Origin of the sequence: Flavobacterium gilvum (assembly GCF_001761465.1) — a bacterium.
In the GTDB taxonomy this organism is placed as follows: Bacteria; Bacteroidota; Bacteroidia; order Flavobacteriales; family Flavobacteriaceae; genus Flavobacterium; species Flavobacterium gilvum.
Genome location: NZ_CP017479.1, coordinates 2,590,235 through 2,608,774, shown reverse-complemented (window position 1 = coordinate 2,608,774; position 18,540 = coordinate 2,590,235). Strand labels below are relative to the sequence as shown.

Annotated in this window: 9 protein-coding genes; 3 read left to right on the top strand and 6 right to left on the bottom strand. The window is 37.4% G+C overall.

Annotated elements, in window-relative coordinates:
* Nucleotides 1-67: 67 nt before the first annotated feature.
* The 4 genes from EM308_RS10880 to EM308_RS10865 form a co-directional block, all read right to left on the bottom strand.
* Nucleotides 68-2,098 carry a beta-galactosidase gene (locus EM308_RS10880; protein WP_035639049.1) on the bottom strand — a complete coding sequence of 677 codons (2,031 nt, stop codon included), beginning with the start codon at nucleotides 2,096-2,098 and terminating at the stop codon, nucleotides 68-70.
* Nucleotides 2,099-2,257: 159 nt separating this feature from the next.
* Nucleotides 2,258-4,666 carry a glycoside hydrolase family 2 TIM barrel-domain containing protein gene (locus EM308_RS10875; protein WP_035639052.1) on the bottom strand — a complete coding sequence of 803 codons (2,409 nt, stop codon included), beginning with the start codon at nucleotides 4,664-4,666 and terminating at the stop codon, nucleotides 2,258-2,260.
* 62 nt (nucleotides 4,667-4,728) lie between these two features.
* Nucleotides 4,729-8,433 carry a DUF4450 domain-containing protein gene (locus tag EM308_RS10870; RefSeq protein WP_051877851.1) on the bottom strand — a complete coding sequence of 1,235 codons (3,705 nt, stop codon included), beginning with the start codon at nucleotides 8,431-8,433 and terminating at the stop codon, nucleotides 4,729-4,731.
* Between the two features lie 338 nt (nucleotides 8,434-8,771).
* The gene (locus EM308_RS10865) at nucleotides 8,772-12,428 is read right to left on the bottom strand and encodes a hybrid sensor histidine kinase/response regulator transcription factor (protein ID WP_035639055.1); all 3,657 of its coding nucleotides are present in this window, start codon (nucleotides 12,426-12,428) and stop codon (nucleotides 8,772-8,774) included.
* Nucleotides 12,429-13,239: 811 nt separating this feature from the next.
* Between EM308_RS10865 and EM308_RS10860 the strand changes: the two genes are divergently transcribed.
* The 3 genes from EM308_RS10860 to EM308_RS18085 all read left to right on the top strand — a co-directional run bounded on the left by EM308_RS10860 (nucleotide 13,240) and on the right by EM308_RS18085 (nucleotide 15,580).
* Nucleotides 13,240-13,704 carry a hypothetical protein gene (locus tag EM308_RS10860; protein WP_035637171.1) on the top strand — a complete coding sequence of 155 codons (465 nt, stop codon included), beginning with the start codon at nucleotides 13,240-13,242 and terminating at the stop codon, nucleotides 13,702-13,704.
* A 347-nt stretch (nucleotides 13,705-14,051) separates the two neighbouring features.
* Nucleotides 14,052-15,443 (top strand): vanadium-dependent haloperoxidase, encoded by a 1,392-nt coding sequence (locus EM308_RS10855; RefSeq protein WP_070261830.1) that lies wholly within the window; start codon nucleotides 14,052-14,054, stop codon nucleotides 15,441-15,443.
* Nucleotides 15,440-15,580 carry a hypothetical protein gene (locus EM308_RS18085; RefSeq protein WP_156101359.1) on the top strand — a complete coding sequence of 47 codons (141 nt, stop codon included), beginning with the start codon at nucleotides 15,440-15,442 and terminating at the stop codon, nucleotides 15,578-15,580. The genes EM308_RS10855 and EM308_RS18085 overlap by 4 nt, the downstream gene beginning before the upstream one ends.
* 100 nt (nucleotides 15,581-15,680) lie before the next feature.
* Here EM308_RS18085 and EM308_RS10850 read toward each other — a convergent pair whose 3' ends face one another.
* A complete protein-coding gene (locus tag EM308_RS10850) occupies nucleotides 15,681-15,956 on the bottom strand; it encodes a hypothetical protein (protein WP_231926267.1) in 276 nt (91 codons plus the stop codon).
* 378 nt (nucleotides 15,957-16,334) lie between these two features.
* On the bottom strand, nucleotides 16,335-18,485 hold the full coding sequence (locus EM308_RS10845; protein ID WP_051877810.1) for a beta-glucosidase family protein: 2,151 nt from the start codon (nucleotides 18,483-18,485) through the stop codon (nucleotides 16,335-16,337).
* Nucleotides 18,486-18,540: the final 55 nt, after the last annotated feature.

Here is an 18,540-nt window from a genome sequence, read left to right as displayed (position 1 = left end):
AACTTGTATTTTTTAATAGCTGTTTTTTGCATAGATCTAAATAGTACTGGTAACTCATCATGGAAGTTTATTCTAGCTCAATAAATTCAGGCTCAAAAGGAGCGATGGTAAATTTTCCATTATATTTTTGGTCATATAAGATACTGCGAGCATACCCCTTTATATTAATGCTTTGGACTTCATTAGTTAGGTTTAGATACAAAATGTGCTTGTTGTCAATATAGCGAGCCATAACATTTTTCGGTACCTCAGGGCCTTTTTTGATACCTAATGTAGCAATGAGATCATCAGCAATGGGACTTAAGACGGCTTGCCTTGCAGGAAGACCAATATAAATAGCGCGTCCTTTTCCATATTGATTAGAAGTAATAATTGGGTAATCTTTATCAATACTGGTAATATTGCCTAAAATTTCAGCACCTTTGATTTGGATGACGTCAAAACGTTCTGACTCGGTATCAATTATCTTATCCTTATAGTTTAAACGAATTGCTTTACCTTTGAGACCTATTCGAGACAACTCATTCATGCTTTCTGTCTCTTCATAACTTGCTCTCCTGATACCAAAAACATCACTTAGCAATCCAGGTTGTGTCTCAGAAAACACTTGATTGGTACTGTCAACAACGGCAGAATAAGCCGTCATAATTACAGTCCCTCCATTCTTTACAAAGTCACGAATCTTTTTAGCTTTTACAGGTTCCATAACCGCTACACCCGGCACCATCAAAATTTTGTATTTTAAATCACTATTCGCAATATCCAAAACCCTTGTGTCCATATTGTAGTCAAAAAAAAGATTAAAACAAGTCTCCAGTTGGGCTTCGTGTTTTTCAGGATATGCGCTACTCACCATCTGACTGGCAAAGTCAAAGGCCATACCAATTTCTGCTTTTGGCTTGTACGGAAATCCATATTTTTCTATTTTTTTAAATTCAGTTGCGATTTTTTTGTATTCGTCGTACTTACGATTTGTCTCGCCATCCCAATCTACAAGTCCCTGAAGATATTGCTCTTCGCCGGCATGCATACTCTGCCAAGTCCAAGCACAAACTAACTGGTTCCCTAGCATCAAAGTCGCATAAGCTGATTTACGAATTGAGTTGGGTATAGATGTCATTGATGTAAATTCGTTGCACCAAAAAGGTGTTGTAGCTTCGTACTGTATGCGGGAAATACCAAAGAGTGCTTCTTTGAGTCCGGCGTTGTTAACCAATGAATTGCCTGGGTAGAAACCGCAACCCTCACGTGTCATTGTACCTGAGTATGCAATGTTAGCATAATCGAAATGTTTTCCCGGAGCATAATACCATGCGTTTGTATTTGTCAATGCTTTTGGTGCATTTTCATGTACTTTATTGAGCACTTTAGTTAGACAAATATTAACCTCATCAGAAACAAAACATCTAAAATCGAGCATACGTTCAGGCGCGGCAGTAACCGAAAGACCAATTTGATCAAAGTTGCTAACCTTTCGAGACCAACGTTGTCCTGCCCAAGCCTTATTCAATGCTTCGAGGGTTTTATACTTTTTTTGTAGCCAGACAATAAACCTTTGACGTACAGTTTCGGAATAGGAAATTGGCCCGGAGCCAGATTCATTATCAATGCCAAAAGCCACCAGTGCTGGATGTTTGGCGTAGCGCTTAGTAATAACATCAGTAAATCGAACTGCATATTCCTGATAATTAGGGTCGCCAACGTCTTCCATATATCTCCTGTAAGGATATAATACATTACCGGAAGCGTCACTAATGTTAATGGAAGGAAATTTTTGGCGCAGCCATAATGGGGCGGGTCGAATTGCGATATCCAGGATTACCTTAATACCAGCCTTATTCATCTCATCCATTACACCATCGAACCATAAAAAATCAAATTTTCCTTCCGTCGGCTCATAACTGTCCCAAGCCAAATGCCCCAGACGTACCAACTTGAAGCCTGCGGCCTTCATGAGGGCGATGTCCTTCTTGATTTTTTCAGGATTTTTGTCATCGTGCGGGTGATAATTTGTCCCTACAAATAATTCCTGAGAGTACGAAAATTGGTTTAAAAAAACCAAGAAAAAAATCAATGTTAAAATGCTGTGATGTCTCATAATTATTATGTTAATGTCCCTAAAGGACGACTTATTCAAAATTCTACAGTAAAGACAAAAGTGCTAATAGTAGTCTGTGCGCTATCAACAACCTTCTATTAATATGATAATCAATTGAATATATTCGATCTACAGACAACCTTTCACCCTTTTTTGAATTTATTTGGTTGTAAATATTTTATCTACCCCTTTCAATCCCGGTACTGAAACTTTCAATTTCACGGTTCCGGCTTTTTGACCTGAGCGCAAAATAGCCATAGCAAAACCTTTGTAAAGATTCTTTTTATTGCCGTCAAATAAATCATCACTTAAATGATCGCCATTATCCACTGCAATTATACTTGCTGCACCATTTAGATCAAAAGTTACTTCCCCAGTAGCAGTTGGTACTTTACGCCCTTTGCTGTCAACGGCATATACTTTTACATATTGAAGATCCATACCATCGCCTTTCCAGTTTACATTTTCAGTTTCTAGTACTAGTGCAACCGCTTTTCCGGTTGTTTCTAGTTCGTGACGGGCTACTTCTTTACCTCCTTTTCGAGCGATAGCCGTAATTTTACCGGCCGAATAAGGAACATCTTTCCAATAAATAGTATTGCGTTTTGTTACCTCAGTACTATTTTGTTGCACACCAATAGATTTTCCATTCACTAATAATTCAACCTCATCGGCATTAGTATAAGTGTATAAATTGTATTTGCTGCCCTCAGTTCGATTCCAATGCGCCGAAATAACTTTTTGTCCCACAATTTGATCATTCCACATCTTCGATTCTCCTTCGCTATCTACCACACCTATATAAACCAACGGTTCGTCTGTAAAAATGCTTTTTGTCAGCCATGCTTGTGGAAAGGGCTCCATCGAATGATTGAAAAATGAATAGTTCCAACCTTTTCGAGGCCAACCTTGAGATTCACCCCAATATTCGATACCGCCCCAATAAGCAAGTCCTACCATTTTGTCTCTATCCATTCCAAAGTATGGCGCAGCCAACTCATTGGTTACAGCTTCACTTTGATAAATAATCATATTGGGTGCGTGCTTTAGATATTCTTGGTAATCCTCCCAAGTATAGTTGAAACTGGCAATTTCGGTCACTGTTGACAATTCAGGTGGGACGATGTTCTCTTTGATACGGAAATCTGGGTTGGCTCTGATGATACCTCCGGCACGGGCGGGATACATGGCAACGGTAGTTTTACGGGTAGGATCATAACGTTTTGCCACGACATCCATCAGACGATAGGTTGTTACCCCCCAATCAGATGTTGGGAAATTCCAACGTTCTTCCTGAAACTGTAATTCATTTCCGAAACTCCACATAATAACCGAAGGATGATTTCTGTCTCGCTTAATCCATTCCTTTATATTATTATACCATATGTCATTCCACGGTGCACTTCCTGCCCAAGCAACTGTGCTACCCCATTTATCATATAATTCATCTACTACCAGAATTCCTTTTTCGTCGGCAAGGTCAAAAAATGATTCGGAATAAGGATTGTGTGAAGTTCGTATATGATTAAAACCAAAGGCTTTCAGCTTATCCATCATTCTGGCAATTGAAGTTTTATGGGCAGCTACTCCAACAGCTCCCAAATCATCATGATTGGCGACACCTTTAAGAAAGACTTTTTTCCCATTTAATTTTAGTCCAAATTCTTTCGAGAATTCAATAGTACGAATCCCAAACTTTTTAGTAAGTTTATCAACCACTTTACCGTTTAAAACCAATACAACTTCGGCAGAGTAAAGATTCGGAGTTTCACAAGACCATAGTTGTGGATTAGGTATATTAACTTTAGGTAATGGAACTTCTACTGCAACAAGATTCGATTTTTTTGGAGCCAATGTTTTTGTCTCGGCCACTTGCTTTCCTTCTGGAGAAAAGATTTTTGTATTAATCTCCAGCTCGTATTCTTTGTTTTTAATTCCGGCCACTTCAACTTGTACGCTGACCTCGGCATTCTCATTAGAAATTTTTGGAGTAGTTATAAAAATACCATGACGGGCAATAGAGACACTGTCTTTTACCTGCAAATGGACATCACGGAAAAGTCCACCACCTGTGTACCAACGGGAATTACCTTCTGTAGTTGCTCGAACGGCAACCACATTATCGGCATCATATTTAATAACAGGTGCTATATCTGCTTCAAAGCCAAGATAACCATATCCTGTTCCTCCGATTTTAGTTCCGTTTACCCAAACTTCTCCGGATAGCATGATGCCTTCAAAATCAAGTAATACTCGTTTCCCAATCCATTTAGGATCTGCTTTGAATGTTTTACGGTACCAGCCTGCACCCAAGGTTTTAAATCCACGTCCTTTATTAGCTGTTTTATCCCAAGGCTGCTCAAACTGAAAATCGTGTGGTAAATCCAGCTTGCGCCAGCCACTGTCATCGAAAGTCAGATCCTGTGCATTAGTGATTTCACCCGCTTTGAATTTCCAACCAAAATTAAAAAGTTGGTTTATTCTAACATTTTCATTGCTGTTTTGGGCAAAAAGAAATGTTGTGCAAAAAAAGGAGATAATAATTGATAAAATTCTCTTATTTTTCATTGTGTGTATTATTAAATATTCAGTTTTAAATTATGACAAGAACTTTGTCTAAAGGAAAGTTATTATCGCAAAAGCGTAACCGCCATTAATCCTATCACTACATCATTAGCAATTGTTTTAAGGGTAATATTCTTTAGTGTTTTTGATGGGTTCAACGGCATATCGAGCACCGTTGCGGCACCACCCTCAATACCTTTTCCATTATATTTTTCTTTGGATTCCTGCCCGGAAACAATAGTTCCAGTTTTCAAGTGAATACGGGTAGAACGAGGTCTTTTTAATGCAAAGGCAAAACCATCTGTATAATAATCCTGTTCCATAGGACACCAAGTTTCAGGATTGCGTAATACGAGTGAATCGGTTGTACCATCGGTATATTCAACAATTATAATACCGTTATCAAACTGGCTTTGCATCGGATTGGTAGAACCAGCCATTAAAAACCACGCATGAGATGCACTGCCCGCAAGCGGAATTGACTTCTCTTTTGGATAATTATCCCATTGCGAAGTGTACAGAATATTGTTAGTCCCTGCAGTTCCAGAGGTAGAAAAAGTGATGCCCTGTGGCAGTGTTATTGCATTTTTTTCACCTGCCAGTTTGCGTAAACCGCTATCGTCCACGTCAAATGTTCTTAAAGCATGCGGCCAGTCGCCTATTCCCTGCCATGGAAGCTGTAAGGTTGTAACCTGTGGTCTCGGTGAAAGATATTTGTTCTTGAAGATTTGGGTTACCTTATCGTTAAAATATCCTGTAATGTTCACGGTTTCTAATTTGCCTTTTGTAGTTGCTTTCCAATTGTACAATGACTCTGTAACAGTATCACCGTTAGAAAGCGTAATAGTTACCTGATTTGTTCCAGTTATCAGGTTATTTTCTGGAACTACTATCTCAGTACTAGTTTTACCTGAAGGAATGTTAAGTGATGTACTAAATTCATTAACACTTACAATTGCTTCTACAGAACTACTTGTATTATTCTGCAATGCAAAACTGTTGCTGTTTTCTTCCGAATCTCTTCCTGTAACTAGCTTAACCGTTTTTTCTACGTTAAAACAAATTGGCATCCACCACGATAACTGCCCCTGACTTAACTGGATAAAAACAGTATAATTTCCAGCTGATGCGTTTACTTTAGCTGAAAATCCCGATGATTTGATCGTACTATTTACCAAAATATTTTGCGGATCATTTATTTTTAAAACAGTTACACCGTTAAAATTTTCGGTTATCAAACCACCATTTGCATATGTTTTTTCAGCAGTTGGCAGTACTGGTAAGGCTCCTTGCCAAGTAATATTGACAACATATTTTTCAGCTGCTGCAGCAGTGATTTCGATTACCGGTTTTCCTACAGCCGAATCAATATTTTTCCAGCTAACAGATTTGCCGTTTATGGTAATATTTTTTACCTGACCTCTTGCAATAGCTTGGAATTTCAAATTAAGGCTTTGCGGTAATTTAGGAACCAATGTATAGACATCGGTTTGGCCGTTACGTTTAAAATCAAACGAAATGTCCGGTGTTGAGAAGGAAGCATAATTCCATGAAGAAGGCAATCCGGGACGAATACTAAGTGTATTACTCAAAGCATTCGGCACAATACCAAAAAGACCTTCTACCAAAGCTCTTGAAAACATACCGATTGGATCACCAAAATCGCGATAAGCTTCGTTACGTGCAGCATCATAATGCGATATTTGAACAAAGTTTCCTGGGCTTCCACCAAGGTACATTGAGGCCAATACTTCGCTTTTAAATAATTTATAGGCTTCATCAGCACGACCTCCCTGCCAGTTTGCAAGTGCCGTATGCATAGATTCTGCTAAAGCCGAATTGTTTAATGACCATTCATAGGGCATCCATTTGGTTGTTGAGAGCGTGTAATAACCGTCATCTTCAAGACCTTTTGCTTTTATAGGGATATGCGGTATTTCATTATCTATATAACGCAAACTTTGATAAGCCTGAAATGGATTCAACGTTTCGGAATCCATACTGTGATAGACAGTCCATAACGCAGGTGCGGGATGCAATAATCGGTTGCCCATCGCATCTTTATATTCGGCATAAGAACCTTTGTCTTTCATCCACAAATCGGCATTCATCGCTTTCAAAATTTTATCAGCCTCTTTACGGTAAGGACTTGGATCTTCTCCTAGTATAGTTGCTATTTGAGCCGCTTTTGAAAATGAATAATAGTTATAGGCAGATGAATGTGCTACGCCACCCCCACTGTATTGCAAAGCATCGCTCGCCCAAATCACTGCATAGGCATCATACAAACCATCTCTGTCAGAATCAAAATTACGGGTCTCCCATTCCAAATGGCGTTTTAATACCGGCCAGGTTTCTTTTAAAAATTCTCTGTCGCCAGTCCATTCGTAGTGTCGCAACATAATGTCGATAAATACCAGATTCATGTCGTAATGGTGAGCTTGAATTTTTTCGCCATTAGGAAGTCTGCTGATATAACCGCTGGTAAACATTCCTACCCCTAATTTTTCTTGGCTTCGCGACAAATTGGTTAATGTATCTGCAACAATAGGCCCGCTAGCTGGGCTAGTCACCTGGGATTTAGCATAGCTTTCCAAATGCATTTTGGCACGGTCATGCCAACCCAATGCATCAGCTGTATAAGCACCACGCCATCCATTCAATCGGTTGCGCCATCCAATAGAACCGTGTAAATAGGAAGGTGCTTCCCATGTCGCATCCGATGCTATAGCCAATGTTCCTCCAATAGTGTTGATATAAGGGTCAGGTGTATTGATGGTAATGCGGTCTGCAATTGATTTTCTGGCTGTCTCTGCCTGTGCAAACAATCGAGGTGCCTCACTATTCTTAAATGCAGGCTTAGTAGCAGGATTGTGGATGGAGAAATAATAATCGGTATTGGTTTTAGCATTTACTTTCCCAACTATTGCTGGGGCACTTTCCATTTTAGAATTAAAAAAATCTTGTGGAGTGGATAGTTTAGTGGCATCACCAATTTTTAATACTGTTCCAGCTGGGAAGCTTCCAACCAATATACGCTCTTTAGATTTTACGGATGGTTGCTTCAAATCTTCCACATAATAACGTCCATCTTGACCTATTTCCACACCTGAACCGTACTTCAAAGTAAAAGCATCTTTTTCGATAGCGTAGGTATTATCCTTGCAGTTTTCGGGTTTTAGATAAAAATTAGATTCAGGATCGGGTCCCATATCGCCCTCGCGACTAAAACTTTTACCCGTTGCACCACCGAAAGCCGAAAATAAAGCAATCGACGTTTTTACATTCTCAAAGCGCGCTTTTACAATAAATCCCTCGGCATCTGACATTGCCAGTACTTCCAATAAAAGTTTTCCATTCCCAAGGATTGGGTCTTGAATTGTATAATACATAGAGCCAGCTCTATATCTTGCCGTTATGGTCTGTGCTTTTGTCAACCATTTACCATTAGTGTCATTACTGGATATTCCTAATTTAAAATTACCTCCCATTCCAGGCATATATAAAGCAAATTCAGGTCGGTCACCGGTTTCTACCCTGAACAGTGTATGGGTTCCATAGAGGGCACGGGTAAAAAGCCTGTTTCCGTTTGTGATGACAAAATCGGTTCCATCGGGTTTGTAGCGCAGTTCCTGTTGCTCGTTGTGCCACAAGCGATCCGATTTTTTTAAAGGATAAAGTTCTTGCGCAAAAGTTTGCAATGAAGTAACAAGCAATGTTGCTGTTACAAGCTGGGTTACAATGTTTTTTTTATTTGCAAATGTTATCATAGTATTAAGTGTTTATTCGAAGATGCGATTTTGTCAATTATAACTATTTGGTACTATGTTTAAAGGTTAAAATGACTATTGGTTTGACTATTCGTTTAATTCGGCAATAGTTAAAAAATTTCCGAATCATTAAGGGTTATTCCACTCAATAATTCATTTACAAATCTATCTCTAAAGACAACAAAAGGACTATTCAAAACAAATCAAAACAATTCATTTTGGAGCATAATATCAATAATGATGGCTGTTAGTAAAATTTTAAGTCAAAAAAAACAGTTGCTACCCGAGTTTCTCGAATAGCAACTGTTTTTAATTTACGACAAATTAGGTTTTCTCTTTTATTTCCTGATTGACTCTATATATTTGGATGGACTTACTCCAAAATGACGGGTGAACGTTCTAGTAAAATTACTGGACATACTATAACCAACTTTATAGGCAGTTTCAGAAATATTATAGTCTCCGCTCATTAAATACTCCAAGGCTTTGTTCATACGGATAGTAGTTACAAAATCAAGCAATGATTGATTGGTAAGTGCTTTTATCTTGCGATAGAACTGTGAACGGCTCATGTTAAGCAGTTCGGAAAGCACATTAATATTAAACTCTTCATCTTCCAAATTCTCATGAATATGCAGTATTACTTTATTCAGAAAAGCTTCGTCGGTAACGTTTATTGCAATTTTCTTTATTTCAATGTCAGAACCCTGCGAAAATAGTTCACGTAAGCGTTGCCTTTGATTAAGAAGATTCCGTATTTGAGCCAGAAGTACATTTGAATTGAAAGGTTTGGTAACATAAGCATCAGCACCTGTTTCGTAGCCTTCCGTTTTGGACTCGTCCGATTGCCGTGAAGTGAGTAAAATTACCGGAATGTGACTTGTGCGTTCGTCTGATTTAAGTTCACGACACAATTCAAATCCATTCATGACAGGCATCATTACATCGCTAACCACAATATCCGGAATCGTCTCAGTGGCCTTCAGAAAACCTTCTGAACCATTGGTGGCAATAATAATTCGATATTCATTGCTAAAGTTCTGCGCTATATAATTACGAATATCGGCATTGTCATCTACAATTAACAACAGGGGCAATTCAGCAGACGAATCAAGCAGTTGGGCTGACTCCGTAAGTACACTTTCCTCCTGAACAGGTAACACTTCCGGAGAGAATCCAATTTTTGGCACTTCTTGATCACCAGAAACAGGAAGAAAAACAGTAAAAGTCGTGCCAAGCCCCACTTTGCTTTCCAATACAATTTCCCCATCATGTAGCTGGATCAGTTCTTTTGTCAAAGCCAATCCAACTCCTGAACCTTCCTGTTGTGAAGTCGAATGCTCCGATTGATAAAAAAGATTAAAAACTTTTTCCTGCTCTTCGTCTGAGATACCGACTCCTGTGTCGTGTACCTTTATCACGACCATCTGATTTTCTGCATTCAGAATATCAATATTGATAACAATTTCGCCTTGATCAGGCGTGAATTTAAAAGCATTTGATAAGAGATTATTTAACACCATATTCATTTTGGCTGTGTCAAAACGGGTAATCAAGCTACTTACGGTTGATTCTATCAAAAAGTGAATTTCTCTGTCTTTTGCTTTTGACTCAAATGATGCGGCCGCAGTTTTTACAAAAGCAATAATATCCGATTGTTGCATATTTAAAGTAAGATGTCCTGATTCCAGTTTTCTAAAATCCAGCAATTGGTTAATCAGTAGAAGCAACTGTTTGGCATTGCGGTGCATCATGGTGTGGTACTGCTTTACTGTATCATTATCCAGTTTTCCAGAAATGAGTTTTTCCAGTGGATCAATAATCAGTGTAAGGGGAGTACGGAATTCATGTGAAATCCCTGTGAAAAATTCAAGCTTGGATTTATGTATTGCTTCGTTTTTGCTAAATTCAATTCGTGCGGAAATGTATTTATAAACAAATAGAACAACAAAGCCTCCAATTGCGATGTATAGTGCAATCGCCCACCAAGAAAGCCACCATGGAGGTAGTATTATAATACGGAGAGTAGCTGGTTTATCGCTCCAAACACCGTCACCGTTGGAACCATAAACTTTAAAGGTATAGGTTCCGGATGGAAGATGAGAATAGGAGGCAGTTCGCATAGAGGCATCCGTAAAAATCCATTGGTTGTTGATCCCCTCAAGTTTGTATTTGTATTTATTGCCTTGCGGATTGGCATAATGTAAAGCAGCAAATTCTATACTGAACGTTCTGTCCCACCAGCTAAGAATAATTTCTTTGGTGGAAAGCAGTGATTTTTCAAGAATAACTCGGTCGTTAACTTTTGTCCCGACGTGCAGCTCTTGGTTCATCACATTTAACTGGGTGAATACAATTTGTGGTTTGTTTTTGTCAACATGAATATTATTTGGAAAAAATGAATTGAGTCCATTTTGACCTCCAAAAAACATTTCACCTGTTCCGTCTTTAAAACAAGCATTTTGATTGAACTCATTACTCTGTAATCCATCGTTTATATTAAAGTTTTGGAGTTCAAATGTTCTTGTATTCATTCGGGTTAATCCTTTTTTATGACTTATCCATATAGATTCTTTTCCATCAAATAAAAGTCCCATTATAATTTCATCTGGCAGACCATCTTTAATGAAAAAATTCTTTACTGTATTGTCTTTGGGATTTATGCGGCTTAGACCCAAATTTGTGGCTATCCATATCATCCCTGCATTATCTTCAGCAAGTGAGTAAAGCCTATTGGAGATGAGTGAATCATCCTTTCCGGCAATATGCATATATCGCACGGATTTAAATTCACCTGGTTTATCAGCTGTTCGTGTCAATTTAGTCAAACCTTTGTCTTCTGTTGCTATCCAAAGATTTTTTTGACGGTCTTCCATTATAACCCGGATTTGGACACCCCCGGTTATAGGTTGAGGTACATATACGAACTTGTCATTTGTCCTGTCGTATTTTGCCAAACCGCTGTAGGTTCCAATCCACAATATGCCATAACTGTCTTCTAGTATGCTAAAGATAATTGGACTTGTAATACTTCCGGATTTTTGTTTATCGGCAGCATAGTGCTTGAAAGTTTTGGTGTGTGGGTCGTACTTGTCAAGACCACCTTTGGTTCCGATCCACATAAATCCAAGCTTATCACAATAAAGGGAACGGACTCTTCTGTTATCTATGAAAGTTTTGTTATTGAAATAGGAATATTTATTTCCTTGCGAGGTATTTTCAATAATTGTTCCTCCCATTTCTTCCGAACCAATCCACATCCGACCATTTTTATCTTTACAGATTGCTCTTACTTCATTACTGATTAACCCATTTCCCGGACTGTCTGCGTGATAATAATTAAAAGGCTTGATATTTAGGTTAGCCTGATTTACGCCGCCTTTTCGAGTCCCGATCCAAAGGTTGTCGGCATCATCTATATAACTCATAAAAATAGATGAATCAGAGATTGAAAACGGATCATTGTAATTGACTTGATAGAGTGTTTCTTTACCAGTAATTTTGTTCAATTGCTTTAGTCCGGATCCACTAAAAGTAAATTTATATTTGTTGTTTTCTGCTGCTTTTGGCTTTGTAATGAGATTAAGTATATATGGAGCAACATTTTTTGTGGAAAAACGTTTAAAATTCTCATTTTCATAACTGTACCTGTATAAACAATCAGGTTCTCCTGTTTTTATCCAGATATTTTTCAATTTATCTGTGACTATAGCCTCTATCATATTATCTGCAAAAGCAGTTGGGTCATTATCATTTGCCCTAAAGACTTTAAATGAATAACCGTCGTATCTGCAAGCGCCTCCCCATGTTCCAAACCATATGAAACCGTACTTATCTTTGGCTATTGCGTGTACTGAATTTTGAGGTAATCCATTATTTACGGTTAAATGGTTGAATTTTAAAATATTTTCCTGAGCTTCCAGTTGAAATACTGAAAGCTGGAGTAATAAAAAGAATGCTATTATAGTTGTGTTTTTTGTATTTGAAATAGACATTGGGTTATTTAATTCTTAGTTCAAAATTTTAATTAATCTAAACAGCTAAAGCATGAACAATGAAGATTAATTATCATTATTTGGAACCAAAGATACAAAACAAGCTAAAAATTAAATCAGTTATAACTTTTCCATTTTATTTTTAAATTTCATTTTGTCTTTTAAGTAGAAAAACCGGTCTAATTGCCCCCCCCTTTCCCAGTTTCAACAGACCAGTACATATCAGTAGTCATTCCTTTTTTAAAAGTACATTTATTGCTTTTAAAATCAAACATTGCGATTGAATCATTAACTACAATCTAAATTTAATGGTCATTGGAAATTGGAATTGGGTGGTTAATATTATTGATATTTACTCCTACCTAACAAATCCCGCACTTTTACAAAACACACAAAACCGATATTTAAAAACCCTCCATCTAAAAGAATCTGCGTCGGAATCGAAAATAGAAACGTAAAACACCAAACTTTATCATCAGAAATATGAAAGATGAAACCCTATAACACACATTTACAATATCTTGTACTAAACCCCGTACACATAAACTCCATTTAAAAAAAATCAAACATTAAAAGCATTTAACAATAATAATAAAACAATTGATTATCAGACATGTTACATAAAATATTGTAATTTTGACTTTCATTTTTTCTCCCCGAATATTCACATTTCAGTATATTGTACCAACTAGAAATATATTTTAGATTTTTAGTTTAACCGCAGCCCCAACACTCTCCTTTGGAGACGAAGTACGATTGGATTATTTTTTGTTTCTAATTGGCATTAAAAACAATTTAATTTTTTTTAGCCATGGAGAATTCGTTTAGATTGTCCCAAAAAAACATTGTTTTAGATTTACTTTTTTGCTTTTTTTCTTATAATCAGGGTGAAATGATTGATAGTAATTTACTAATTGATGCGCCACAATCCCTTACTGCTAAAATTAATCCAAACAAGGTTGTCAACCTATTTAAAGGATCTAACGTTGCCATAGAAAATGACAGTATCCGTTCTTGGATTAATGTAAAAAAAGAAACTGGAATGCCTGTTGAAATTGGCATTGCAATAACACCTAAAACATTAGAGAGACCTCCTGAAAATAGTCATAGCTCAACGATTATTACCCCATTGTATCTTAAAGCAAAACAAATCATTCCTTTTGATTACATAGGATTGAATTGGAATCCTCGTAACCGCCCACCTCCAGGTGCTCAAGTACCAATGCACTATTTAATGACTACCATTCTTCTAGTTATTTGCCCGAAGATTATATGACACCTCCTGGTTCAGTTACCTCAGAACCTATAAATGGGAAAAACACTGGTCACCTGTAAATATCGATTTCTTCCTGCCATTCTTCAAAATCATGATTTATGGATTTTATAATTGGAAACTCATTTTTGTTGAGCCAATGATCACTTAAGATTATTTACTTTCAAAACCTGTATTTAGTGATACTTATTCCCAACCATATTTAAAATAAAAACTGGAAGTTACTCAACTAAATAGAATAATTTCTATAACTGGCTTCTGGAAATACATAAATAATAAAAGCGATTTTGTACATGGTACACCTTCGCCTATCCTATAAATAATGCATTTCAATTTTAAAATAAACAATCATGAAAAATCACATAAAACAAGTAACAACGTACTTTATTCTTTTTTTGTTGGTTACTTCCTGTGCAAAAGAAGATTTACCTATTAACAATGACGAAATAAATACTTCCAATTTAACTAAAAAAGTCGTTAAGGAACACGGTTTTGTAGACAACAAGATGGTCTTGTATTGGAACAAAATAACAGAAACTGTCCTTAGCAATCCAATACAGCAACCCACTCGTACTCGTCTTTTTGCCATAATTGAAATTTCCGTACACGATGCGCTGAATAGTATTAAGCCAAAGTATGAACGCTTTGCCATGAATGAAAAAGAACAATTTGCTGACCCTGATGCAACAGTTGCCAGCGCAGCCTATTGGGCCATTACATTATTGGGTCGGGGAAGTTCTCAAGTCGATTCATGGTACTCTGAAAGTCTAGCGACCATCCCCGATGGAGAAAGTAAAAATTTAGGTATAGCTCTTGGTAAAAAATCAGCCCAAGCTATCATTGCCAACCGTGCCGATGATGGATTTACAAAAATTATTCTTGCTTCGCCCATACCAGCCAATGGCATCAATCCTGGCGAATATCGTTCAACGGTTACTGCCTTGAATTATGTACCCACAACAGCGCTGTCACCTTTTAGAATACTTTATAACTGGGGTACAGTAAATAAACCTTATGTTATTGAAAGCAATTCGCAGTTTAGACCCGGAGGTCCTTATGCCGTCAATTCAAATGAATACACAACTGATTTCAATGAAGTGAAAACAAAGGGAGCCAGAGTAGGTGGCATCCGTACTGCTGAGGAAGAAAAAATGGGAAAATTCTGGAGTGAGAACAGGCCGTCAATCCTTTGGAACATTATAGCAACAAATGCCATTGCAACTAAAAAACTCGATGCGTGGAAAACGGCTCGCTTGTTTGCTCTTATACATGTGTGCATAGCGGAAAGTATCAATTCACAATTTAATGCCAGCTATTACTACTATTCATGGAGACCGGAGACTGCTGTTCGCTGGGCTGACACCGATGGCAATCCCAATACACAAGGAGACGCCAACTGGCTGCCAGTATATTCGGAAAGCCCTACTTCTGCTACACCGCCAGTACCTGGTTATCCAAATGGCTTTGCAGCTTTTGGCGGCACAACAGCCGAAATATTGCGGTTATTCCTCGGCACTGATGAAACTTCTATTGATATTACATCTACCAGTATAAACCCAGGTGTAACAGAACCCAAACCCTCTTTTCATTATTCAAGCTTTTCACAGGCGGCTAGAGCCAATTCGCTCAGTACAGTCTATAATGGTTGGGATTTTAGAAAATCCGTTTCGGATGGAGAAGAAATGGGAAAACAAATTGCCAACTATGTATTCAATCATCAATTCAGGGAAAACAAAGAGTGACTATTTTAATTGTGTTAGACGAGGTCGAGGCAAGAGTGAGTGGTGGAACCATTTTCATATTTTGTGGAGAAGAAGGAGTGATACAAGGCCGTAAAGTTGGGCAAATGGTAAATGCCTTACCTTTCAAAAAACCTTAACTTTGTGAACGCGGATTGCAAATCATAAGGTTCACCTTATGGGACAAAGAAGAAATATCCTTCTTTGTCCCATTTTTATTTGGATCTAATTTCTTCTTAATTAAATAATATTCACAACTTCATTTATTCTAGTGGTTCGAAAATCATTTCCTTGAATTGCAAAATTTTCAAGAAAAATCGAACCAATCAACCCTCTAGACTTCGTCAAATCTTCCGTATCCAAACATTTATCAAGCTTTAACAAGTTTTTGATTCCAACATTAAGCAAATCTTTTAAATCTACTTGATCTTCGTTTAAAGCTGATAATTTTAAGTTCAATCTATTTATTCTAATATCATAATCCTCTTTCATTTCATTATAATCTTTTACACCCAATTGTTGAGAGGCCAAGAGATCTCTAATATAGGATAGACGTTTTTCACATTCCTTTAGTTCTGAAATAACCCTCTGCTTTTCCCCTTGGCTTTCTTTTGTGTTTTCTTTGATAATGTTTGCAATTACTAGCCTATCGAATAATTTTTCTTCAAAATATCTACATTGGTTTGATTTTTTCCCAGTTTCAATATCTTCAAGCTGTGTCGAATACCGAAGTGAAGCAATTCAAGGATTGGATTTACAACTTTTGAGTTTCCAGCGGAGACCTAACAGATTTTAAAACCTGTTAAGTCTAATCACCAGCTATCGCATTTCTACGACGCATCAAAAGACTTGTTAATCCTAATTTATCCAGAGCTATATTCACATATAAATTCATTACAACCCACTTGTCGGTAATTTGATTGCAAAGTCTTTTTCTAAAACAATCTTTTTGTTAACCCTAATATCACGGGAAGATGATCCTACTTTAATTTCATAATTTCCAAAATCATATTTCCAATCATGTGCTGTTTCGCTCCAATAAGAAAAATCTTTTGCGGTTAAATACAACACCACTTCTTTAGTTTCATTTGCAGCTATTTGTACTTTCTGAAAGCCCTTCAATTCTTGATTCGGTCTTAAAACTGAAGGAGTATTTTCATGGATATATAACTGTACTACTTCTGCGCCCGCTCTGTTACTTATGTTTTTAACAGGAATAATAACTTTAATAGTGTTACCTTTTTTTAATTGCGTAATTTTAATTTTCCCATATTGAAATTTAGCATACGACAAACCATGCCCAAAAGCAAAAAGAGGATCAATATTTTGCTTGTCATACCAACGATAACCTACCAAAATGTCTTCTTTATAATTTTCGCTTACGGCCTTATAAGCATCTAATGAGTGACAGGCAACATCAGACAGCTGTTTTGGGAAAGTACTGCTTAATTTTCCTGATGGATTCACATCTCCGAAAATAACTCGAGCTAGCGCATTTCCATTTTCTTGGCCGTTAAACCAATTTTGCACGATTGCTTTTGCTTGATTTGACCATGGCATAGCTACCGGAGCACCACTCTGATTGATAATAACTGCCTTAGGTTGTATTGCAAGAACAGCTTTCACCATTTCATCCTGTCCCTCAGGGAGGGTAATGTCTTTTCGATCCTGACCTTCTTGTTCTTCAGCATGGGTATTTCCTGTAAAAGCGATAACAACATCGGCTGTTTTTACTTTTTGTATAAAACTTGCATCACTATAGTTGGCCGACTCTATATACTCTACATTTGCAGAAGTAGATAGGTAACGTTTAATTCCTTCTAAAGGTGTTATTTCATATAATGGTTTTGCTTCGCCACTACCACCACCGGTTAAAAGATCGCAAGGTCCTTTTGTATTAACATCTATCGTCAATCTAGCATTAGCTATTTTTCCAACAATGAGGAGTTTTGAAATTTTATTTTTGTCTAACGGTAGAATTTGTTCGTCGTTCTTCAATAGAACAATCGATTCTTCTGCAATTTTTCTGGCCACCATTTTGTGGCTCTCAGTACGCAATTTCCCCTTTTCTCTTTGCTCAGAACCTGGACCAACCATACGGATTTTGGCAAACACCCATAACAGCCTTCTTGTTTTCTCATCTACATCCGAAACGGACAATTTACCTTCATTTATAGCCTTTTCAATGTGGCCATAATGACTTGAGTTACCTGATTCATAATCACACCCTGCCTGAACTGCCTTTATCAATGAATGAACAGCTCCCCAATCGCTTATTACTACACCTTTATAGCCCCAATCCTGCTTTAGGGTTTTGTTTAAAAGGAAGTCACTTTCACAACACCAATCACCATTGATCTTATTGTATGCTCCCATCAAGCCCAATGTTCCTCCCTTTTTAACAGCTGCCTCAAAGGCTGGGAAATAAATTTCATGTAGTGCCCGCTCGCTGGCTACTACATTCACAGAGAATCGCTCCAACTCCTGGTTATTTAAGGCAAAATGCTTAATACAAGCCGACACATTATTTTTCTGCACACCCTTAACTAGAGGAACTGCCATAGACGAAGTCAGGAAAGGATCTTCTCCCATGTATTCGAAATTGCGACCACATATAGGAGTTCGCATAATATTCACTCCCGGCCCAAGGTACATATCCTTTCCTCGAGCTCTGAGTTCGCTGGATATTGCATCACCAAACTGATTTGCCAGTTGAGGATTCCAAGTTGCAGATAATGCAGACAATGTAGGAAATGCCGTTGCACAATCTATCGTATCTCCGGCATGAAGATATTCTCCTTTGTCCGTTAATTCAGGTCGTATTGAACAAGGACCATCACTAGGGTAAAATCGTGGAATACCCAATCTTTCTAATCCGGGAGAACTGTATATATGATCACCGTGAATCAATAATACTTTTTCAGACAACGTCATTTTTGACAATAAATCATTTGCTATTTGTAAAGCTTCTTTGTCACTCCTATTTTGACCATAAAAATTATTTATACCTAATAGGAATAAAATAAATAAAGTGCTTTTTTTCATTGTATTTTGTCTTTAATTAAATATATTAGTTTGTGTTTTTAAAATTTCTATCATT